This is a genomic window from Delftia sp. Cs1-4 (assembly GCF_000214395.1).
GTDB classification, from domain to species: Bacteria; Pseudomonadota; Gammaproteobacteria; order Burkholderiales; family Burkholderiaceae_C; genus Comamonas; species Comamonas acidovorans.
In genome coordinates, this window is sequence record NC_015563.1 from 1,737,089 (window position 1) to 1,757,088 (window position 20,000).

Sequence of the window (20,000 nt, forward strand, 5' to 3'; positions counted from 1 at the left end):
GCACGACCACACGACCATGCGACCATGCGGCAGCGGTGCGCAGTCGCTAAGATCAGCGCACCTGCCGCCCCCGACCCCGAGACCTGCCAACGCATGGAACCCAGCACCGCTTCCAGTCCTTCCGCCAGCACCGCCGTTGCCGGCAATGCCGCCCGCGTGATCCGCGAGTGGATCGAGGGCGGCGTGTACCCGGTGGGCGCGCTGCTGCCGTCGCAGCGCGACCTGTCGGAGCAACTGGGCATCAGCCGGACCTCGCTGCGCGAAGCGCTGTCCACGCTGCAGGGGCTGGGCCTGGTCGTGGCGCGGCCCGGCAAGGGCATGTACGTGACGGAGGCCACCGACGCCCCGGCCTCTGCCGCAGAGGCCTGGCGCTTTGCCGACTCGCATGCGCTCACCGATGTCTATCAGCTGCGCTATGCACTGGAGGGCTTTGTCGCACGCCTGGCAGCCCTGGTGGTGCAGCCCGAAGACGTGGCGGCCCTGCAGGCCAACCTGCAGGCCATGCAGCAGAGCATCGAGCTGGCCGATTTCGTGCAGGCCACGCGCCTGGATTTCGAGTTTCACCTGCAGATCGCCACCATCTCGGGCAACCATGCGATTGCCGACGTGCTGCGCGGCAGCGGCGAGGTCATGCAGGAAAGCCAGCGCCTGCCGTACTACAAGCGCGGCGCGCGCCATGCGACCGCCGAGGAGCATGCCGCCATCATCGAGGCCCTGTCCCAGGGCCGGCCCGAGCTGGCGCAGCAGGCCATGGCCACGCACATCGTGCAGGCTGCCCAGCGCGCGGGCGTGCACTTTCCCACCGGCCTGTAGGCGCGCTGGCACGAGCCCGATCGGCCGGGTTTTTGGCCTTACCATCCTTGGCGCAACGCATTTTTTCCCTCTCTACAGACCGCCACGGATGCCGATCCATGACAAGCCAAGGAAATGAACTCTGCATACTGGCAGACGCCCTCGCGGCGCAGCGCGAAGGACTCTTGCAGACATGGCGCAAGGCCGTCAGGCGGGACCCGGCACTGACCGCCGGCGAGGCGCTTCCCCGCACCCAGTTGAACGATCACATTCCGGCCGTGCTGGCTGCGTTCGAGCAGCAATTGCGGGCCCTCGGCGGTGCCCCGGCAGGCGCTGCCGAGCCGCCGGTCGATGGCGAGCAGGCCGCCGCCCACGGCCTGCACCGCTGGCAACAGGGCTATGACCTGCATGAAGTCGTGCGCGAGCTGGGCCTGCTCAACGAAGTCATGGTGGCGCAACTGGAGGCCTATGCCGAGGAGCATCCCGATGCGCATGGCGCCATGCCCGTTGCGCGCAAGGCCTGGGCCGCCACCTACACGCGCGACGTGCAGGACAGCAGCACCCAGTATTTCCGCCTGCAGCAGCAGGAGGCCGAGGGCCATGTGCGGGACCTGGAAGCGGCGCTGCATGACGTGAGCACGCTGGACCTGCAGCGCTCGCAACTGTGGGAGCAGGTCGCGCATGACCTGCGCAGCAACGTCGGCGTGGTGGCCAATGTGACGCATGGCCTGGGCATGCAGCATGCGCCGGCGCAGTCGCGCGAGAAACTCCTGCGCATGCTGGACCGCAACGTCCAGTCGCTGCGCCATCTGCTGGATGACGTGACGGAACTGGCCAAGCTGCACGCCGGGCGCGAGCATCGCCAACTGACCTCCTTTGACGCAGCCGAGGTGATCACCCATCTGTGCGAGGGACTGCAGGCCCTGGCCAACGATCGCGGCCTGTACCTGCACCTGCAGGGGCCGGGGACGATGCCGGTGGAAGGCGATGCCTTGAAACTGCGCCGCATCGCGCAGAACCTGATACTCAATGCGCTCAAGTACACCCAGGAGGGCGGTGTCACGGTGAAGTGGGCTCTGGGCGATGGGGAGGACCGGCGCCGCTGGATGCTCTCCATCGGGGACACGGGCCCTGGCATGGCGCCTGCGGCGCCTTTGGTCGCCGCCCTCAAGCAGGCCACGGATATGGACCCTTCGGGCCACCTGGGGACGGCGGCGTCCGGGGAGGTCCGCACCGGGGGCGCGCCGCAGCAAGGCGGTGCGGCGGCCAGCTACCGCAGCGGCGCAGGCGAGGGGATCGGCCTGTCCATCGTCAAGCGGCTGGCGGAATTGCTGGACGCCACGATCGAGGTGCAGTCGGCCGCGCAGACCGGCACGACCTTTCTTCTGTTGTTTCCGCTGCGGTATGCCGACGAGTGACCGATAGCCGGGCCAGAAGATGAAAAAACGGGCACACAGGCCCGTCGTTTCGAGTGCGGGGTGCGGCCTGTGCCGCCGCCCCTGAGTCCGATGCTCAGGACTCTTCGTCCATCTGCGACTGCAGGTAGTTCTGGATGCCGACTTTGTCGATCAGGTCCAGCTGGGTTTCGAGGTAGTCGATGTGCTCCTCGGTATCGTCCAGGATCTTTTGCAGCAGATCGCGCGAGACATAGTCGCGCACGCTTTCGCAGTGGGCGATGCCGTCCTTGATGGTCTGCTGCGCGGTTTTCTCGCTGCTCAGGTCGCAAGCCAGGGCTTCGGGAACGTCCTCGCCGACTTGCAGCTTGCCCAGGTCCTGCAGGTTGGGCAGGCCGTCGAGCACGAAGATGCGGTCCATGAGCCAGTCGGCGTGCTTCATCTCGCCGATGGACTCCTTGTATTCCTTCTTGGCCAGCCTGTCGAAGCCCCAGTGCTTGTACATGCGGTAGTGCAGGAAGTACTGGTTGATGGCCGTCAGCTCGTTCTTGAGCTGGGCTTGCAGCCAGGTGATGACTTGTGCGTCGCCTTGCATGGGGAACTCCTTTGTTGTACGTGGGGGACCGCGCCGATCGCCGGCCGCTATAGGGGTGGATTGTCTAGGGTTTCTGCGTCAGATCAAGCAAACCCCTGTTATCGCGCATTGGCTGCTTATGAGGCGCGTTCTCGTTTGCGGGCCGGCTGCCGACGCGGCTGCGGGGTTGCTGCATTGCCTTGTCATATTTCGGCCCAAAATAGCCTCTTCAGGCCAGTGGCGGGCTGGTCAAGCCCGCAGGCCTGGAGACCAAGGATGTTCACATAGTTTTTGGCAATCGGATGAATTCAATCAATTCATTGGATCAATCGATTGCCTGGGCCTAGACTTCGTCCTGTGTTCACTCACCAACCACAAAGGAAACAGCAATGTCCGTGATCAACACCCAAATCAAGCCCTTCAAGACGCAGGCCTTCAAGAATGGCAAGTTCATCGAAGTGACCGAAAAGGACGTCCTGGGCAAGTGGGCCGTGTTCTTCTTCTACCCCGCTGACTTCACCTTCGTGTGCCCCACCGAACTGGGCGACGTGGCCGACCATTACGACGAACTGCAAAAGCTGGGCGTGGAAGTCTTCTCCGTGTCCACCGACACCCACTTCGTGCACAAGGCATGGCACGACACGTCGGACACCATCCGCAAGATCAAGTACACGATGCTGGGCGACCCCACCTGGGAAATCAGCAACAACTTCGAAGTCCTGCGTCCCGGCCAGGGCCTGGCTGACCGCGGCACCTTCATCGTCGATCCCGATGGCGTGATCCAGGCCGTGGAAATCACCGCCGAAGGCATTGGCCGCAACGCCGTCGATCTGCTGCGCAAGGTCAAGGCGGCCCAGTACGTCCGCAACCACCCCGGTGAAGTCTGCCCCGCCAAGTGGGAAGAAGGCGACAAGACCCTGGCTCCTTCGCTCGACCTGGTCGGCAAGATCTAAGCGGTACACCGCTTCCTGTTCACAGTTGAACTGTTGAAGACGCCCGGGTGCCTGGCGCCCGGGCTTTTTTTTCCGAAAATTCGTATTTCCCTAGGAGTCCGACATGCTTGACAACAACCTGAAAGCCCAATTGCAGGCCTACCTGGAGCGCCTGCAGCGTCCGGTGGAGCTGGTGGCTTCGCTGGATGACAGCCAGGGTGCGCGCGAGCTGAAGGAACTGCTGCTGGAAATCCGCGAGCTGAGCGACAAGATCACCGTCGTCGAGCACAACGACGCCGAGGTGCGCAAGCCCTCGTTCTTGATCACCAATCCCGGCGTGGACAGCGGCGTGCGTTTCGCAGGCGTCCCCCTGGGCCATGAATTCACCTCGCTGGTGCTGGCCCTGCTGCAGGTCGGCGGCCATCCGTCCAAGGAATCGGCCGAGCTGCTGGAGCAGGTGCGCAATATCGACGTGCCGCTGCACTTCGAGACCTATTACTCGCTGTCCTGCCACAACTGTCCCGACGTGGTGCAGGCGCTGAACCTGATGTCCGTGCTCAACCCCAAGATCAGCCATACCGCCATCGACGGCGGGCTGTTCCAGAAGGAAGTCGAGCAGCGCGAAGTCATGGGCGTGCCCACCGTCTTTGTGAACGGCGAGCGCTTCGGCCAGGGCCGCATGGAGCTGGCCGAGATCGTGGCCAAGGTCGATACCGGCGCCGCTTCGCGTGAAGCGGCCAAGATTTCCGCCAAGGATGCCTTCGACGTGCTGATCGTCGGCGGCGGCCCGGCCGGCGCCGCGGCTGCCATCTATGCGGCACGCAAGGGCATCCGCACCGGCATCGCCGCCGAGCGCTTCGGTGGTCAGGTGCTGGACACCGTGGACATCGAGAACTTCATCTCGGTCTCCAAGACCGAAGGCCCGCAACTGGCCGCCGCCATGGAGCGCCATGTGCGCGACTACGAGGTGGACATCATGAACCTGCAGACGGCGTCCAAACTGATTCCGGCTACCACGGAAGGCGGGCTGATCGAGGTGCAGACCGCCTCGGGCGCCAGCCTCAAGGCCAAGACCGTCATCCTCTCGACCGGCGCGCGCTGGCGCAACATGAACGTGCCGGGCGAGGACAAGTACCGCACCAAGGGCGTGACCTACTGCCCGCACTGCGACGGTCCCTTGTTCAAGGGCAAGAATGTGGCCGTCATCGGCGGCGGCAACTCGGGCGTGGAAGCGGCCATCGACCTGGCCGGCATCGTGCGCAGCGTGACGCTGCTGGAGTTCGCCAGCGAGCTCAAGGCCGACGCCGTGCTGCAAAAGAAGCTGCGCAGCCTGCCCAACGTCACGGTCATCCTCAACGCCCAGACCACCGAGGTCAACGGCGATGGCAAGAAGGTCACCGGCCTGACCTACAAGGACCGCACGACGGAAGAGCTCAAGACCGTGGCGCTGGAAGGCATCTTCGTGCAGATCGGCCTGCTGCCCAACACCGACTGGCTCAAGGGCACGGTGGAGCTGACACGCTTCGGCGAGATCGTGATCGACGCCAAGGGCCACACCAGCGTGCCCGGCGTGTTCGGCGCAGGCGACTGCACCAATGTGCCGTACAAGCAGATCATCATTGCTGCCGGTGCCGGCTCCACGGCTGCGCTGTCGGCCTTCGACCACCTGATCCGCCACTGACCAGCCATTGACCAGTTGCTGCTCCGCCATGGTGCGGAGCAAGCCGGAGAAAGGGCCCGGATGCCATGGCATCCAGGCCCTTTTTTCATCGCCCGACCAGGGGCGGAAGGCCTGGCGCAGCAAGGGGGGGGCGGGGGCTGTTTTTCATGCCCGCGTCTTCAGGCGCGGGCCTTGTCGCTGTGGGTGTCGCGCAGATAGCTGCCTGGCGGCACGCAGCGCCAGCAGGGTTTGTTCCGGGGCCCATGCGCCAGATCAAACTAATAAATGAGAACTATTCGCATATAATTTTTCTTCATCCAGCCAGCACATGACGCGCCAACGGCTGGCGGGCCACCCGCCAGCCGCTGCAAGCAGAAGCCAGCTCTCGCACATCCATGTTGATCAGAGAGAGAGGGCTTCGCAATGGCTTACGACTTCGCAATGCAATCAAGCGCCCGGCGGGCGCGCCATCCCCTGGCCGCCGCCTGCGCGCTGCTGTGCGCCTCCGCTGCCCTGGCCCAGGATCCGGGGCAGGCTGCCGCAAACGTTGCAAATGCCGGGGATGCCGACACGCAATTGCTGGCGCAGGCCGCGTCCGGGGCACGGACCCGTGCCCCGGCCCTCAAGGAGATGGTGATCAGCGCGTCGCGCGAGGTGCAGGACCCTGACACCCTGCCCATGAGCATCGACGTGATCGACGCCGGCCGCATGGAACGCGAGCAGGCCAGCGACATCCGCGAGATGGTCAACCTGCTGCCCAATGTCGAGGTGCCGCGTGCCCCGGCCCGCTTCTCGCTGGCGGCCTCGTCGGCCGGGCGTGACCAGAACAGCGGCTTCAACATCCGTGGCCTGGACGGCAACCGCGTGCTCATGCTGGTCGATGGCGTGCGCCTGCCGCGCAGCTACAGCTTCAGCGCCAACAGCTTCGGCCGCGACTACCTGGACCTGGGTCTGGTGCAGCGCGTGGAAATCCTGCGCGGCTCCACGCCCGCGCTCTATGGCTCGGACGGCATGGGCGGCCTGGTCAACTTCGTGACCGTGCAGCCGGACGATCTGCTGGGCAAGGACAAGCGCATCGCCGGCCGCGTGGCTGCCGGCTATGACGGCTCGGACAACGGCCGCAAGCTGGGCGCCACCGTGGCGGGCCGTGCCAGCCCCGAATGGGCATGGCTGCTGTCGGCGGGCCTGGGCCGCTCGCACGCGCTGGAGAACATGGGCACGAACAACGTGACGGGCGCGGCGCGCACCACGCCCAATCCCGAGAAAGACCGCAGCGAGTCGCTGATGGGTCGCCTGGTCTTCACGCCCAGTGCCGTGCAAAAGCATGTCTTCACCTTCGAGAATGTGGACAAGCGCGCCGACTACGCCCTGCTGTCCGCGCGCTCGGCCACCGTGGCCAATTCCGACTCGCGCACTGACATGAAGCGCTGGCGGGCCAGCTGGCAGGGCCAGTGGCAGCAGCTGGGCACGGCGCTGGCCGACGAACTGCAGCTGATGGCCAGCTACCAGAAGTCCGACGCGCGCGAATTCGTCACCGAGACGCGCATCGGCCTGCCCTACCGCGAGCGCGACGTGACCTATGACGAGGACGCGATCCAGCTGCACGCCCAGGCCAGCCGCCTGCTGCGCTGGAGTTCTTCGGCCAGCGGCAAGTTCACCTACGGGCTGGACTACCTCCGCAATAAGGTGGTCAACGCGCAAAACGGCATCACGCCGCCCGTGGGCGAGAGCTTCCCGCTCAAGCGCTTCCCCGACACCACCGAAAGCGCCACCGCCCTGTTCGCCCAGGCCGAACTGCACAACGGCCCCTGGAGCGTGACCCCGGGCCTGCGCGCCGAGCACTACAGCATCAAGCCCCGGCAGAACGGCTTTGTGCCCACCGTGGTCAGCAACTCCGACTCCGCGCTCTCGCCCAAGCTGGGCGTGATGCTGCAGGCCAGCCCGGTCTGGTCCGTCTACGGCAACTACGCGGCGGGCTTCCGGGCGCCCAATGCCGGGCAGATCAATGCCTTCTTCGAGAACCCGGTGGCGTTCTACCGGAACATTCCCAACCCCAATCTGCGGCCCGAAAAGAGCCAGACCTTCGAGCTGGGCCTGCGCGGGCGCATGGACAGGCTGCGCCTGGACGCCGCCGTGTTCACGGGGCGCTACAAGGACTTCATCGTCGACCAGCAACTGGTTGCGGGCCAGCCCGGCAACGCGGCCAACCCCGCCATCTACCAGTCCATCAACGTGGGCCGTGCCCGCATCAGCGGCTTCGAACTCAAGGCCGACTACGACTGGGGCCGCTGGGCCGGCGGCGACTGGCAGACGCGCCTGGCCTATGGCTATACCGACGGCAAGGACACGCAGTCCGACAAGCCGCTGGACACCATCTCGCCCCAGCAACTGGTGCTGGGCGTGCGCTATGAGCGCTCTGCCGTGGGCGTGCAGTTCAACGTCTCGCACTGGAGCGGCAAGAAAGCCGGCGACGTGTCCAACGGCAACGCCGCCTGGCTCAGCCCCTCGGCCACCGTCGCCGACCTGAGCGCCCAGTGGCGCATACGTCCCGACCTGCGCCTGAACGCCGGCATCTACAACCTGACCGACAAGAAGTATTGGCGCTGGGCCGATGTGCGCGGCCTGGCTGCCAGCACGGCGATTGCCGACGCCTACAGCCAGCCCGGCCGCCATGTGCGGGTGTCGATGGTCAAGGATTTCTGAAGCATGCGCCTGTGGCGCGGGCGCATGCATGTGCAACGCTGCCAACTGAAACGCAAGGAGAACCCCATGCATCCATCCAAGAGTGAGAGCCTTGCCCAGGACGAGGAATACCTGCTGCCCGAGAACGAGGCAGCGCTGGCTGCCACGCTGGCCCTGATGACCGGCTTCGGCCACGGCTGCTGCGACACCCATAGGCCGGCCATGGCCGCCCGGGTGGCCGAGCAGCTCGAAAACCTGGCCTGCGCGGGCGGCTTGTCCCATGACATGCGCGCCCTGCTGGGGCGCCTGCAGCAACGCTGGCAGGCAGTGGCCGATGCGGGCGCGCCATCGCGCTCGCACCGCGCCGTGCCCGATGCCGGAGTTGCCCTGCCTGGAGTCCATGCAGCCCAGCCGGTACCCCATGCGCTCTGGCACGCACCGCTGGACACCTTGCAATGAGCAGCGCCGTCCACGATGCCGAGGAGAGCGGGCTCCTGATTCCCGTCGATGCTCCCGCAGTCCGCCAGCGCTTTGCGCGGGCGCGCCAGGGTGGCCTGCGCGCCAAGGAGGCAGCCGATTCCCTGGGCCTGCCGGAAGGCGCCGCCATTGCCGCGCATGCGGGCCAGCATGAGGGCAGCCTCCAGGCCGTGCCGCTGCGCGCCGAATGGCTGGCCATCCTGAAGGGCTTGCAGGACTGCGGCCCCGTGATGGCGCTGACGCGCAACGAGTCCACGGTCCACGAAAAGACCGGGGTCTACCAGAAGCTTTCGGCCAACGGCGGCGTGGGCCTTGCCCTGGGCCGCGACATCGACCTGCGAATGTTCTTTGCCCAATGGCATGCCGGCTATGCCGTGACCGAGCAGCCTGCCCAGGCCGGCAGGCCGGCCATGCGCAGCCTGCAGTTCTTCAATGCGCAGGGCCGTGCCGTGCACAAGGTCCATGCGCGCGAGTCCACCGACCTGCAGGCATGGGAGGCGCTGGTGCAGCGTTTCGCCGAGCCCAGCGCTGGTTACCTGTTCCGCCATGCCCGCCCGCGTGTGCTGCCGCAGGCCGACGAGGCCATCGACGTGCCCGGCCTGAGCACTGCCTGGGCCGCCATGCAGGACACGCATGAATTCTTCGATCTGCTGCGCCGGTTTGGCGCCGAGCGCCAGCAGGCCTTCCGCCTGGTGCCCGGCCACTGCGCGCGGCTGGCGCCCGAGTCCGTGGCCCAGTTGCTGGGCGATGCGGCCATGGACGGCCTGCCCATCATGGTCTTCGTAGACAGCGGCGGCTGCATACAGATCCACACCGGCCCCGTGCACAACATCCAGCCCATGGACACGCCCGGCGGCGCACAGTGGATCAATGTGATGGACCCGAATTTCAACCTGCATCTACGCTGCGACCTGATCGCCAGCGTCTGGGCCGTGCAAAAGCCCACGGCCGATGGCGTGGTCACTTCGGTCGAGGCCTTCGATGCCCAGGGCGACCTGATGGTCATGTTCTTTGGCGAGCGCAAGCCGGGCCGGGCCGAGCTGCCGGGTTGGCGCGAACTGGTGGCAGGCCTGCCGCGCCTGGCAGCGCAGGCGCTGGCCTGAACGCACCCAGGCCCTGAAAACAAAGATCCGGCCCTGCGACGGGCCGCGTCAGAGATGCACGGTGGCGGCCACCAGCTTGCCCACCAGCGGACGCACAACCATCACGCAGACAAAGGCCACGGGCATGGCCAGCACATAGGCCTGTATCACGCGCCGCAGGTAGTCGGCGCCCAGGCCGCTGTTGGCGCCGACGATGGCGCAGCACATCAGAAACGCCATGATGGCCGACATGTAGAAGGCAAAGACGATGGGTGCGAAGCGGCGGTGCAGCTTGCGGCTGCGGGGGGCTGCAGGGGAAATGGAGGCAGAGGCAGAGGTAGGAGGCATGGACGCGGATCCGGTCAGGCCGCTTGTCGATTCGGCGCGGCAAGTGCAGGACTGTAGGCAAGGCCCGTGCTGCTGTGTAGAGGGCTGCAGCTTGGTGCACTCGTAAGCTATATTGATGAATTGATTTTTCATCCATAGTTTTTTGTGCCTAATCTGCGCTCCATCGAGACCTTCGTCAAAGCCCTGGAAGGCGGCTCCATTGCCTCGGCTGCGCGCCAGCTGGGCATTTCTCCGGCGGCGGCCAGCCAGAACATCGCCCGGCTGGAGCGCGAGCTGGGCACGCGGCTGATCACGCGCACCACGCGATCCATGGCGCTGACCGAGGCGGGCGAGCGCTATCTGGCGCGCGTGGGCCCCGTGCTGCAGGAGCTGGACAAAGCGCAGTCCGACCTGTCCCAGCTGCACGGCGAGTTGCAGGGCCGGCTGCGCATCGCCTGCATGGCAGCCTTTGGCCGCCATGTGCTGGCGCCGCTGCTGCCGGCCTTTGCCGCGCAGCATCCCCGGCTGGAGCTGGAGTTGCTGGTGGTGGACAGGCAGGTGGATGTGCTCAAGGAAGACGTGGACATCAGCGTGCGTTACCGCGATGTACTGGAGCCCGGCATGGCCGTGCGCCAGCTGGCGGCCGTGCCGCGCGTGCTGTGTGCATCACCGGCCTATCTGCAGGCCCATGGCAGGCCACGGACGGCCCAGGATCTGCTGGACCATGCCTGCCTGCTGTACCGGCGCGAGGCCGATGGCCGCTTCATGCGCTGGCCGTTTTCACGCGACGGCAAGCGTGTGGACCCGCAGCTGCGCGTGACCGCCATCGCCAGCGACGTGGATGCCCTGACCGAGATGGCCGTGGCCGGGGGCGGCATTGTCTGGATCGGCAGCTTCATTGCCCACCGTTACATGCGCGAAGGACTGCTGCAGCCGCTGGCCCTGGGCCCGGCGCGCAAGGGGCAGCTGCATTTCGAGGACACCACGCTGGATTTCTTCGCCTGCTTTCGCGACCGCCAGTACGTGCCGACCAAGGTGCGTGCCCTGGTGGACTACCTGGTCGAGACGCTGCCGCAGCAGCCCATGCTGCGCTGGAACGTACCGGCCTGAGCAGCGCAGGGGAGGCTAGTGCCCCAGGTGCTGGGGCAGCACCTCCTGCAGGATGGTGGTGGCGATTTCCTCGATGGACTTGGTCGTGCTCGACAGCCACGGTATGCCGCTGCGGCGCATCATGGATTCGGCCTCGGCCACCTCGTAGCGGCAATTGACGAGGCTGGCGTACTTGGAGTCGGGCCGGCGTTCGTTGCGGATGCTGGACAGGCGCTGCGGATCGATGGTCAGGCCGAACAGCTTCTTGCGCGAGGGCACCAGGGCGGGCGGCAGCTGCTTGCGCTCGAAATCCTCGGGGATCAGCGGGTAGTTGGCCACCTTGAGGCCGAACTGCATGGCCAGGTACAGGCTGGTGGGGGTCTTGCCGCTGCGCGAGACGCCGACCAGGATCACGTCGGCGCCCGTCAGGTCCTGGTGGGTCTGGCCGTCATCATGGGCCAGCGTGTAGTTGATGGCCTCCATGCGCTCCAGGTATTCCTTGCTCTCGCTGATGTCGGCGAAGCGGCCCACGCGGTGCAGCGATTTCTGACCCAGCTCCAGCTCCAGCGGCCGCACGAAGGTGCCGAACATGTCGAACACCTTGCCCTTGCACTGGCTCTCGATCAGGTCGAGCATGTCCTGGTTGACCAGGGTGGTGAAGACGATGGGCTTGTGGCTTTCCGACTCGGCCACATGGTTGATCTGGCGCACGGCCTGGTGCACCTTGTCCATGGTGTCCACGAAGGGGATGCGGACCAGGCGCGACTTGGTGTCGAACTGGGCCATGATGGCCGTGCCGAAGGTCTCGGCTGTAATGCCAGTGCCATCGGAGATGACGAAGATGGTGTGGGTGTGCATGGTGGTCGGACTCTGGACAGGGGGGCTGCCGTCGGTTCACGGCAAACGCCTACAATGGCGCCCATTATTCCCAATTTCCCATCCATGCTCGCTGCCGGCCTCCAACCAGAACAGCAAAGCCTCGCGCATGCCTGCGTGGATGGATCGACCGTGCCCGGCTTTGGCAGCCGGGGCGGCGCACGACGGTTTTCAACTTCTGGAGCTTTCCCATGTCTCAACTGTTCGAGGCCACCGCCCTCGTCGTTCCGTTTGAACAACTGAGGATGACCGATGTCGAGTCCGTAGGCGGCAAGAACGCCTCGCTCGGCGAAATGATCTCGCAGCTGCCGCAGGGCGTGCGCGTTCCCACGGGCTTTGCCACCACGGCCCACGCCTTCCGCCAGTTCCTGGCCCACGACGGCCTGGCCGACAAGATCAGTGCCAAGCTGGCCGCCCTGGACGTGGAAGACGTCCGCGCCCTGGCCCAGGTCGGTGCCGAAATCCGTGCCCTGGTCGAGAACCAGCCCTTCCCTGCCGATCTGGAGCAGGCCATCCGCGAGGAATTCGTGCGCCTGCAGGGCGGCAACGAGGCAGCCTCGTTCGCCGTGCGCTCCTCGGCCACGGCCGAAGACCTGCCCGACGCTTCGTTCGCCGGCCAGCAGGAAACCTTCCTGAACGTGGTGGGCATCGAGTCGGTGCTGCACAAGATGAAGGAAGTGTTCGCCTCGCTGTACAACGACCGCGCCATCTCCTATCGCGTGCACAAGGGCTTTGCCCACGACGTGGTGGCCCTGTCGGCCGGCGTGCAGCGCATGGTGCGCTCCGACCTGGGCGCGGCCGGCGTGATGTTCACCATCGACACCGAATCGGGCTTCGAGGAAGTCGTCTTCATCACCTCCAGCTACGGCCTGGGCGAGACCGTGGTGCAGGGCGCCGTCAATCCTGACGAGTTCTATGTGCACAAGCCCATGCTCAAGGCCGGCAAGAAGGCCCTGATCCGCCGCAACCTGGGCTCCAAGCTGATCCAGATGGTCTTTGCCTCGCCCGAGGAAAAGGCCGCCAGCGGCAAGCTGGTCAAGACCACCGACGTCGCCCATGAGCTGCGCAACCGCTACTCGCTGTCCGACGAGGACGTGCAGCAGCTGGCCCACTATGCCCTGGTCATCGAGCAGCACTATGGCCGCCCCATGGACATCGAGTGGGGCAAGGACGGCACGGACGGCCAGCTCTACATCCTGCAGGCCCGCCCCGAGACCGTGAAGAGCCAGGCCAAGGGCCAGGCCGAGCAGCGCTACGCCCTCAAGGGCACCGGCAATGTGCTGGCCGAAGGCCGCGCCATTGGCCAGAAGATCGGCACGGGCCCCGTGCGCCTGGTCAATGACATCGCCAACATGGACCAGGTCCAGCCCGGCGACGTGCTGGTGACCGACATGACCGATCCCAACTGGGAGCCGGTGATGAAGCGCGCCTCGGCCATCGTCACCAACCGTGGCGGCCGTACCTGCCACGCGGCCATCATTGCGCGCGAACTGGGCATTCCGGCCGTGGTCGGCTGCGGCAATGCCACCGACCTGCTCAAGGACGGCACCCTGGTCACCGTCAGCTGCGCCGAAGGCGATACCGGCAAGATCTACGACGGCCTGATCGAGACCGAGATCACCGAAGTGCAGCGTGGCGAGATGCCCGCCATCAAGACCAAGATCATGATGAACGTGGGCAACCCCCAGCTGGCCTTCGACTTCGCCCAGCTGCCCAACGAGGGCGTGGGCCTGGCCCGCCTGGAGTTCATCATCAACAACAACATCGGCGTGCACCCCAAGGCCATCCTGGACTACCCCGCCGTCGATGCCGACCTCAAGAAGGCCGTCGAGTCCGTGGCCCGCGGCCATGCCTCGCCGCGTGCCTTCTATGTGGACAAGGTTGCCGAAGGCGTGGCCACGATTGCCGCCGCCTTCTGGCCCAAGCCCGTCATCGTGCGCATGTCGGACTTCAAGTCCAACGAGTACCGCAAGCTCATCGGCGGCAGCCGCTACGAGCCCGAGGAAGAGAACCCCATGCTGGGCTTCCGTGGCGCCGCGCGCTACATCTCCGAGGACTTCGGCGAGGCCTTCCGCATGGAGTGCGAGGCACTGCGCCGCGTGCGCGAGGACATGGGCCTGACCAACGTGCAGATCATGATTCCCTTCGTGCGCACGCTCAAGCAGGCCGAGCGCGTCACCCAGCTGCTGGCGGCCAACGGCCTCAAGCGCGGCGACAACGAACTCAAGCTCATCATGATGTGCGAGGTGCCCTCCAACGCCATCCTGGCCGACGAGTTCCTCGAGTTCTTCGACGGCTTCTCCATCGGCTCCAACGACCTGACCCAGCTGACGCTGGGCCTGGACCGCGACTCCGGCCTGGAGCTGCTGGCTGCCGACTTCGACGAGCGCGACCCCGCCGTGCGCAAGATGCTGTCGCGCGCCATCAAGGCCTGCCTGGACCAGGGCAAGTACGTGGGCATCTGCGGCCAGGGCCCTTCGGACCACCCGGACTTCGCCCAATGGCTGGCTGACGAAGGCATTGCCTCCATCTCGCTGAATCCCGACAGCGTGGTCGCCACCTGGCAGCGCCTGGCGCAGTAAGGGCTGACAGCGTCGCCATGCATACGCCGAAAGCGCACTTGCATGACGACGCGGTCGGGGGACCGTCCGAAGGCGAGACCTTCGCCCCCGACCTGCACGACATCCGCCATCTGTGGCTCAAGGCCGTGCTGTTCGCGGTCTGGGTGGCCGTCTCCTTTGGTGCCTGCTACTACGCGCGCGACCTGCAGGCGCTGATGCCGGACTGGCCGCTGGCCTACTGGTTCGCGGCCCAGGGGGCAGTCCTGATGTTCCTGGCCATCGTCATCGTCTATTGTCTGTCCATGGACCATTTCGAGCGCCGCGAGGCCCGGGCCGCTTTTGCGACGGCACCGGCTCCCGCATCCCCATCGGCCGATACGCAACCGTCCGCACCGCCATCGCCTCCCGGCCATGGCTGAGCGCGCCCCGCTGACGGCGGCCTCCCACTCCTCCCACTGGCGGCTGCACCGCATCGTGGCCCTGTACACGCTGGGCGTGCTGGGTTTTCTGGCCCTCATGTTCTGGGCCGAGCAGCAAGGCCTGTCGCGCCACTGGATAGGCCCCATCTTCCTGTTCTTCACCGTCATGGTCTATGCGGCCATCGGCGTGTACCTGCGCACCAGCGACCCCGAGGAGTACTACGTCGCGGGCCGGCGCATTCCGCCCTTCTACAACGGCATGGCGGCTGCGGCGGACTGGGTCAGCGCGGCCTCGTTCATCAGCCTGTCGGGGGCGCTGTACCTGCAGGGCTTTGCCGGCGTGCCGGGCCAGGCCGGCGGACTGGCCTACCTGCTGGGCTGGACGGGCGGCTTTTGCCTGGTCGCCATGCTGATCGCGCCGCACCTGCGGGCGATGAAGCTCTACACCATTCCCGATTTCTTCCAGCAGCGCTACGGCGGGCGCTGGCCGCGCGTGATCGCGGCGCTGGCGGCCGTGATCTGCTCGTTCACCTATGTGGTGGCGCAGATCTACGGCGTGGGGCTGATCGCCTCGCGGCTGACGGGCGTGCAGTTCGAGATCGGCATCATGCTGGGCCTGGGCGGCGTGCTGCTGTGCTCCTTCCTGGGCGGCATGCGCGCCATCACCTGGACCCAGGTCGCGCAGTACGTGGTGATCCTGCTGGCCTTTCTGATCCCCGTGTCCTGGCTGGCCTACCGGCAGATGGGCAATCCCGTGGCGCCGCTGGCCTATACGGCCCAGCTCAGCCAGATTGCGGAGATGGAGCAGCGCCTGCTGGACTCGCCGGCCGAGCAGGAGGTGATCGCCGCCTACCGCCTGCGCGCCGAGGTGCTGGAGGACAAGCTCAAGGACGTGCCGCGCGTTCTGGCCGCCGAGCGCCAGGCGCTGGCCGAGCGCATACGCGATCTGCGCACGCGCAGCGGCGATATCGGCGCCATCATGGCCGCCAGCCGTGAACTGGCCGCCATGCCGCGTGACGAAGCCGCCGCGCGCGCGCTGTGGACACGCCAACTGCAGGAAATGCGCGAGCGCGAGAAGCCGCTGGGCGGCATCCCGCTGCACAGCCTGCCATTCGCCGGCAACCCCGACGGATCGCCCCAGGAGCAGCAGATCTACGAGGACAGCCGGCGCAACTTCCTGGCGCTGATGTTCTGCCTCATGGCCGGCACGGCCGGCCTGCCGCATTTGCTCACGCGCTACTACACGGCGCCCTCGGTGTCGGGGGCGCGGGCCTCGGTGGGCTGGACGCTGTTCTTCATCGGCGTGCTGTACATGAGCGCGCCGGCCCTGGCCGTGCTGGTCAAGTTCGAGGTCATGAACAACCTCGTGGGCATCCGCTTTGACGAGCTGCCCAACTGGATGGCGCAGTGGGCCAGGGTGGATGCCTCCTTGCTGGCCGTGGAGGATGTCAACGGCGATGGCGTGCTGCAGTTCGGCGAGATCCGCATGGGCGCCGACCTCATCATGCTGGCCACGCCCGAGCTGGGCGGCATGCCCTACGTGGTCTCCGGCCTGGTGGCGGCCGGCGGCCTGGCTGCGGCGCTGTCCACGGCCGATGGACTGCTGCTGACCATCAGCAACGCGCTGGTGCGCGACCTGTACTTTCGCGAGCGCCGCCGCCGCGCCTCGCCCGAGCAGCGCGTGATCCTGTCCAAGTTCGCGCTGCTGGTGATGGCGCTGTCGGCCGCCTTCGTGGCCTCGCGCCGTTCCTCGGACATCCTGCCCATGGTCACGGCATCGTTCTCGCTGGCGGCCTCGGCCTTCGTGCCGGCCATGGTGCTGGGCATCTTCTGGCGTGGCACCACGCGCCGGGGCGCCGTGGCCGGCATGCTGGCCGGGCTGGGCGTCACGCTGTACTACATGGTCTCGCATGTGCCGGCACTGCAGCCCGTGCTGCCCGAAGCGCTGCACGCGCGCCTGTGGTGGGGCATACAGCCGATTTCATCGGGCGTCTTCGGCGTGCCGGCTGGCCTGCTGGTGACCTGGCTGGTCAGCTGCCTGGACCCGCGCCGCCGGGCCCCGGCACGTTCCGTGCCCACAAAAGCGTCCTGACGGCAGAGGCCGCCGGGCGGGAGAATGGCCATTTTCTGCCCCGTTTTTGCGCTTTTGGCAGATCTGGATCATTGCCGGCCCCACTGAAGCCCGTGCGTGCTGGAAAACCCGCTTTTGGGAGCCGGAGGCTCATGACACGCTGCGAGCCGTGTCCGATCCGATCCCTTGCAGAGAATCCCGTCCGCCATGCATTTTGTGAAAACGTCCGCCGGCCAACAGGCATTCAAGGAACGCCATGCCGATCTCTCGCCCCGGTTGCGCTCGGCCTTTTTGCTGTTTGACGGGCAACGCAGCCTGGCGCAGGTGCTGCAGGCCGTGGCCGGCATGGGCGTGACGCAGGACGAGATCCTGGCGCTGGTGGAGCGCGAATGGCTGGCACCGCGCGACGCGGCCGAGCCCCGGCTGGGCGTGGTGGCCGTTGCGGTGCCTTCGGTCCCTGCCGCGCCTGCTGCAGCGGCTTCGCCCACGGATTCGACTGGCGATGGCCCCGCGCAGTCCGAGCCTTCGCTGGCCGTGCGCTATCGCAATGCCTATCCGCTGGCCGTGGCCATCACGGCCAACCTGGGCCTGAAGGGGTTCCGGCTCAACCTTGCTGTGGAAGCGGCCATGGGTTACGACCAGCTGGTGGCGCTGGCGCCGCGCCTGCGCGAGGCGGCCAGTCCTGCCAGCTACCTGCCGCTGCACGAGGCGCTGTTCGGCAAGGCACCTTGAATGAGGAATGGCCCGCACGCTCGCCGAGGGTGCGCTTTTCATCTTGGGGCGGCGCGGCAATGAAAAAGGGCAAGGCGCCTTCGCGCCTTGCCCTTGCATGAATCCGTGGGTGCAGGCTCAGACGGCCAGCAGCTCCACGTCGAACTTCAGCGTGGCATTGGGGGGGATCACGCCGCCAGCGCCGCGGGCGCCATAGCCCAGCTCGGCCGGGATGATCAGGGTGCGCTGGCCGCCCACCTTCATGCCTTGCACGCCTTCGTCCCAGCCCTTGATCACCATGCCGCCGCCCAGGGGGAAGACGAAGGGATCGTTGCGGTCCTTGCTGGAGTCGAACTTGGCGCCCTGCACGCCGTTGTTGTAGAGCCAGCCCGTGTAGTGCACGGTCACGCTGCGGCCGCGCTGGGCTTCGGCGCCGTCGCCCACGACGGTGTCTTCATACTGCAGGCCGGATGCGGTGGTGGTGAAAGCCATGGTGGTATTCCTTGAGAGAGAAACGGTAGGGGGAAAGGAGACGACCCGGCGGGCCGGTGGCCCTGCGCGGGAAGAGGCCGTGGCGCCTGGTGCCGCGCCCGGCCTGACATCACTTCTTGGCGCGCGCGGCCACCCAGCGGTTGGCAAAGGCCTGCACATCGGACAGGCGCTTGAGCAGGTCCTGGCCGGCCAGCGTCACGGTGTAGCCGTCGGAGCCATGCTCCAGCAGCCCGCACTCGCGCAGCTCCTTGATGCGGGTGTTCAGCGTGTTGGGCGTGATGCCGCCCACGCTGTCTTGCAGCAGTCGAAAGGTCTGAGGATGGCCGTCACGCAGCGCCCACAGCACGCGCAACGCGTAGCGGCATTCGAGTTTCTCGAACAGCTGGTTGATGGCGGCGTTTTCCTTGGAGCTCATGACGCTTCTCCTTGCGCAATGGTATGGGTGAGCCGGCGGGTGCGTCCGGGTGGGACGCGCGCCGAGCCAAGTCCCGGGGAACTATAGCTCTGGATCCATTCTGCTACAAGTTTGGTAGCTCAAAACCCACAGCGGCAATGCCCCACGCTAGAGGAATACGCGTATGACCAAGCCAGTGTTGCAGGCCCGCCACGTGGCCTGCCCGCTGCGCGGCGGTTTCTCAGCTCTTGAGTTTGAGCAGATAGGTCATCACGCTGGCCGTGGTGTGCTCCAGCTCCAGAAAGCCGTTGAAATCGCGGCCCGCCTGCCAGGAAGGCTCCCAGCGGTTCTGGCGCAGGGCGCGTTGCCAGCTCTCGTGCTGCGTGGCCTGCTCCACGGCGCCCAGCAGGGCCTGGACACGTGCGGCGCTGACCTGCTTGCCAGTGAAGACGGCGCGCCAGTTGGCCATGTCCGCATCCAGCCCCTGCTCGCGGAACGAGGGCAGGCCGAACAGGCTGCGGCGCGAGGACACGCCGATGGCGCGCAGCTTGCCGCTGGCCAGCGCCTCGCTGAACTCGCTGTAGCCGGACACGCCCATGCGCGCATCGCCCTTGAGCAAGGCCTCCACCACCTGGGCGCCGCCAGGAAAGGGCTTGTAGACCAGTTGCTCGGGCGCCGCCTTGGCCGCGCGCGTGAGCAGGCCGGCGAACATGTGGTCCACGCCACCGGCCGAGCCACCCGCAAACGACTGGTGGGCCAGGTCGCTGCGCAGCGCGGCCACCAGGTCCTTGGCATTGCGGATGGGGGAGTCGGCAGGTACGGCCACGACGAGGTAGTCGCTGGTCAGGCGGGCAATCGGCTGTACATGCGACATGTTGACGGCCGGCTTTTGCAGTGCCACCGCGCCGACCATCACCATGCCACCGATCAGCAGGGCGTCGGGGTCCTTGCCATGGCGCTCGGCAAACTGGGCCAGGCCGATGGTGCCTCCCTTGCCGCCCACGTTTTCATACTCCACGCGCTCGGTCGCGCCGCTGGCCACCAGCGCCGCGCCCAATGCGCGGCCGGTCTGGTCCCAGCCGCCGCCGGCATTGGCCGGAATGACGATGCGCAGGCTGGTCGCCACGCGCTGGGCGCTGCCGGCAGCCCGTGGCGCATGGACTGCAGGTGCGGCCGCTGGCGGTGCGGCATGGGCCAGAGGAGAGCACAGCATGGCCAGGGCAGCGCCCTGGGCCAGCATCTGGCGGCGGTTCTGGCGCGTTCCATCGGCGGTATGGGCGGCGGTATGGGCGGCGTTGGCGGCGGTTTGCGAAAAGCTCGGAAGGCGCATGCAGTCTCCAATCGGGTTCGCGCGCCATTGTGGGCGCAAATGAATCAGAAAAGCAGATTATGTAAGCATGTGCGTCAGCTGCTTGACACAACACAGTACAGCGCAGTCCGGCCCGCGCGGCTCTGGGGTTCCTGGGT

General features: G+C 66.6%; 18 protein-coding genes. 12 read left to right on the forward strand and 6 right to left on the reverse strand.

The features are described 5' to 3' along the window. The first annotated feature begins 93 nt into the window (after nucleotides 1-93). Both DELCS14_RS07690 and DELCS14_RS07695 read left to right on the forward strand, forming a co-directional pair. Nucleotides 94-813: a FadR/GntR family transcriptional regulator gene (locus DELCS14_RS07690; RefSeq protein WP_043795813.1), complete on the forward strand. Its 720-nt coding sequence runs from the start codon at nucleotides 94-96 to the stop codon at nucleotides 811-813. Nucleotides 814-911: 98 nt separating this feature from the next. Continuing rightward, nucleotides 912-2,210: a sensor histidine kinase gene (locus DELCS14_RS07695; protein ID WP_013801127.1), complete on the forward strand. Its 1,299-nt coding sequence runs from the start codon at nucleotides 912-914 to the stop codon at nucleotides 2,208-2,210. 94 nt (nucleotides 2,211-2,304) lie between these two features. On the opposite strand, the gene bfr is transcribed toward DELCS14_RS07695, so the two are convergent. Then, the gene (bfr, locus tag DELCS14_RS07700) at nucleotides 2,305-2,781 is read right to left on the reverse strand and encodes a bacterioferritin (protein ID WP_012206872.1); all 477 of its coding nucleotides are present in this window, start codon (nucleotides 2,779-2,781) and stop codon (nucleotides 2,305-2,307) included. 368 nt (nucleotides 2,782-3,149) lie between these two features. Between bfr and ahpC the strand changes: the two genes are divergently transcribed. The 5 genes from ahpC (at nucleotide 3,150) to DELCS14_RS07725 (ending at nucleotide 9,614) form a co-directional block, all read left to right on the forward strand. Next, complete coding sequence (gene ahpC / locus DELCS14_RS07705) at nucleotides 3,150-3,713, forward strand: alkyl hydroperoxide reductase subunit C (protein WP_012206871.1); 564 nt, start codon at nucleotides 3,150-3,152, stop codon at nucleotides 3,711-3,713. 103 nt (nucleotides 3,714-3,816) lie between these two features. After that, a complete protein-coding gene (gene ahpF / locus DELCS14_RS07710) occupies nucleotides 3,817-5,373 on the forward strand; it encodes an alkyl hydroperoxide reductase subunit F (protein WP_013801128.1) in 1,557 nt (518 codons plus the stop codon). A gap of 420 nt (nucleotides 5,374-5,793) precedes the next feature. Next, nucleotides 5,794-8,055, forward strand: coding sequence for a TonB-dependent hemoglobin/transferrin/lactoferrin family receptor (locus tag DELCS14_RS07715; protein ID WP_228676860.1), 2,262 nt, complete (start codon nucleotides 5,794-5,796; stop codon nucleotides 8,053-8,055). Nucleotides 8,056-8,121: 66 nt separating this feature from the next. Further along, nucleotides 8,122-8,493 (forward strand): hypothetical protein, encoded by a 372-nt coding sequence (locus DELCS14_RS07720; protein ID WP_043796613.1) that lies wholly within the window; start codon nucleotides 8,122-8,124, stop codon nucleotides 8,491-8,493. Then, entirely contained in the window at nucleotides 8,490-9,614 is a 1,125-nt protein-coding gene (locus DELCS14_RS07725; protein ID WP_013801131.1) for a hemin-degrading factor, read from the forward strand. The genes DELCS14_RS07720 and DELCS14_RS07725 overlap by 4 nt, the downstream gene beginning before the upstream one ends. Before the next feature lie 48 nt (nucleotides 9,615-9,662). Here the strand turns inward: DELCS14_RS07725 and DELCS14_RS07730 are convergent, their stop codons facing one another. Further along, the gene (locus DELCS14_RS07730; RefSeq protein WP_013801132.1) at nucleotides 9,663-9,941 is read right to left on the reverse strand and encodes a DUF2798 domain-containing protein; all 279 of its coding nucleotides are present in this window, start codon (nucleotides 9,939-9,941) and stop codon (nucleotides 9,663-9,665) included. A 144-nt stretch (nucleotides 9,942-10,085) separates the two neighbouring features. Between DELCS14_RS07730 and DELCS14_RS07735 the strand changes: the two genes are divergently transcribed. Next, nucleotides 10,086-11,030 carry a LysR family transcriptional regulator gene (locus tag DELCS14_RS07735; RefSeq protein ID WP_013801133.1) on the forward strand — a complete coding sequence of 315 codons (945 nt, stop codon included), beginning with the start codon at nucleotides 10,086-10,088 and terminating at the stop codon, nucleotides 11,028-11,030. A 15-nt stretch (nucleotides 11,031-11,045) separates the two neighbouring features. On the opposite strand, the gene DELCS14_RS07740 is transcribed toward DELCS14_RS07735, so the two are convergent. Continuing rightward, the gene (locus tag DELCS14_RS07740; RefSeq protein WP_012206864.1) at nucleotides 11,046-11,867 is read right to left on the reverse strand and encodes a pyruvate, water dikinase regulatory protein; all 822 of its coding nucleotides are present in this window, start codon (nucleotides 11,865-11,867) and stop codon (nucleotides 11,046-11,048) included. Between the two features lie 209 nt (nucleotides 11,868-12,076). On the opposite strand from DELCS14_RS07740, the gene ppsA reads away from it, so the two are divergent. The 4 genes from ppsA to DELCS14_RS07760 all read left to right on the forward strand — a co-directional run bounded on the left by ppsA (nucleotide 12,077) and on the right by DELCS14_RS07760 (nucleotide 17,668). Then, nucleotides 12,077-14,467 (forward strand): phosphoenolpyruvate synthase, encoded by a 2,391-nt coding sequence (ppsA, locus tag DELCS14_RS07745; RefSeq protein WP_012206863.1) that lies wholly within the window; start codon nucleotides 12,077-12,079, stop codon nucleotides 14,465-14,467. A 17-nt stretch (nucleotides 14,468-14,484) separates the two neighbouring features. Continuing rightward, nucleotides 14,485-14,865, forward strand: a complete 381-nt coding sequence (locus tag DELCS14_RS07750; protein ID WP_012206862.1) for a DUF4212 domain-containing protein — start codon at nucleotides 14,485-14,487, stop codon at nucleotides 14,863-14,865. After that, nucleotides 14,858-16,957, forward strand: a complete 2,100-nt coding sequence (locus DELCS14_RS07755) for a VC_2705 family sodium/solute symporter (RefSeq protein ID WP_013801134.1) — start codon at nucleotides 14,858-14,860, stop codon at nucleotides 16,955-16,957. Before DELCS14_RS07750 ends, DELCS14_RS07755 begins: the two co-directional genes overlap by 8 nt. A gap of 186 nt (nucleotides 16,958-17,143) precedes the next feature. After that, nucleotides 17,144-17,668, forward strand: a complete 525-nt coding sequence (locus DELCS14_RS07760; RefSeq protein WP_013801135.1) for a hypothetical protein — start codon at nucleotides 17,144-17,146, stop codon at nucleotides 17,666-17,668. Between the two features lie 117 nt (nucleotides 17,669-17,785). Here DELCS14_RS07760 and DELCS14_RS07765 read toward each other — a convergent pair whose 3' ends face one another. The 3 genes from DELCS14_RS07765 to DELCS14_RS07775 form a co-directional block, all read right to left on the reverse strand. Continuing rightward, nucleotides 17,786-18,139 carry an FKBP-type peptidyl-prolyl cis-trans isomerase gene (locus tag DELCS14_RS07765; protein WP_012206859.1) on the reverse strand — a complete coding sequence of 118 codons (354 nt, stop codon included), beginning with the start codon at nucleotides 18,137-18,139 and terminating at the stop codon, nucleotides 17,786-17,788. A gap of 109 nt (nucleotides 18,140-18,248) precedes the next feature. After that, nucleotides 18,249-18,554, reverse strand: coding sequence for a winged helix-turn-helix transcriptional regulator (locus tag DELCS14_RS07770; RefSeq protein ID WP_012206858.1), 306 nt, complete (start codon nucleotides 18,552-18,554; stop codon nucleotides 18,249-18,251). 220 nt (nucleotides 18,555-18,774) lie between these two features. After that, nucleotides 18,775-19,863, reverse strand: coding sequence for a tripartite tricarboxylate transporter substrate-binding protein (locus DELCS14_RS07775; protein ID WP_013801136.1), 1,089 nt, complete (start codon nucleotides 19,861-19,863; stop codon nucleotides 18,775-18,777). Nucleotides 19,864-20,000: the final 137 nt, after the last annotated feature.

What these genes read in the sequence shown, in the direction of transcription:
- DELCS14_RS07755 (WP_013801134.1), top strand. Translation starts at nt 14,858, where the DNA reads ATGGCTGAGCGCGCCCCGCTGACGGCGGCCTCCCACTCCTCCCACTGG.
- DELCS14_RS07715 (WP_228676860.1), top strand. Translation starts at nt 5,794, where the DNA reads ATGCAATCAAGCGCCCGGCGGGCGCGCCATCCCCTGGCCGCCGCCTGC.
- DELCS14_RS07740 (WP_012206864.1), bottom strand. Translation starts at nt 11,867, where the DNA reads ATGCACACCCACACCATCTTCGTCATCTCCGATGGCACTGGCATTACA.
- ahpC (WP_012206871.1), top strand. Translation starts at nt 3,150, where the DNA reads ATGTCCGTGATCAACACCCAAATCAAGCCCTTCAAGACGCAGGCCTTC.
- DELCS14_RS07765 (WP_012206859.1), bottom strand. Translation starts at nt 18,139, where the DNA reads ATGGCTTTCACCACCACCGCATCCGGCCTGCAGTATGAAGACACCGTC.
- DELCS14_RS07770 (WP_012206858.1), bottom strand. Translation starts at nt 18,554, where the DNA reads ATGAGCTCCAAGGAAAACGCCGCCATCAACCAGCTGTTCGAGAAACTC.
- DELCS14_RS07750 (WP_012206862.1), top strand. Translation starts at nt 14,485, where the DNA reads ATGCATACGCCGAAAGCGCACTTGCATGACGACGCGGTCGGGGGACCG.
- ahpF (WP_013801128.1), top strand. Translation starts at nt 3,817, where the DNA reads ATGCTTGACAACAACCTGAAAGCCCAATTGCAGGCCTACCTGGAGCGC.
- DELCS14_RS07730 (WP_013801132.1), bottom strand. Translation starts at nt 9,941, where the DNA reads ATGCCTCCTACCTCTGCCTCTGCCTCCATTTCCCCTGCAGCCCCCCGC.
- DELCS14_RS07725 (WP_013801131.1), top strand. Translation starts at nt 8,490, where the DNA reads ATGAGCAGCGCCGTCCACGATGCCGAGGAGAGCGGGCTCCTGATTCCC.
- ppsA (WP_012206863.1), top strand. Translation starts at nt 12,077, where the DNA reads ATGTCTCAACTGTTCGAGGCCACCGCCCTCGTCGTTCCGTTTGAACAA.
- bfr (WP_012206872.1), bottom strand. Translation starts at nt 2,781, where the DNA reads ATGCAAGGCGACGCACAAGTCATCACCTGGCTGCAAGCCCAGCTCAAG.
- DELCS14_RS07775 (WP_013801136.1), bottom strand. Translation starts at nt 19,863, where the DNA reads ATGCGCCTTCCGAGCTTTTCGCAAACCGCCGCCAACGCCGCCCATACC.
- DELCS14_RS07690 (WP_043795813.1), top strand. Translation starts at nt 94, where the DNA reads ATGGAACCCAGCACCGCTTCCAGTCCTTCCGCCAGCACCGCCGTTGCC.
- DELCS14_RS07720 (WP_043796613.1), top strand. Translation starts at nt 8,122, where the DNA reads ATGCATCCATCCAAGAGTGAGAGCCTTGCCCAGGACGAGGAATACCTG.
- DELCS14_RS07760 (WP_013801135.1), top strand. Translation starts at nt 17,144, where the DNA reads ATGCATTTTGTGAAAACGTCCGCCGGCCAACAGGCATTCAAGGAACGC.
- DELCS14_RS07695 (WP_013801127.1), top strand. Translation starts at nt 912, where the DNA reads ATGACAAGCCAAGGAAATGAACTCTGCATACTGGCAGACGCCCTCGCG.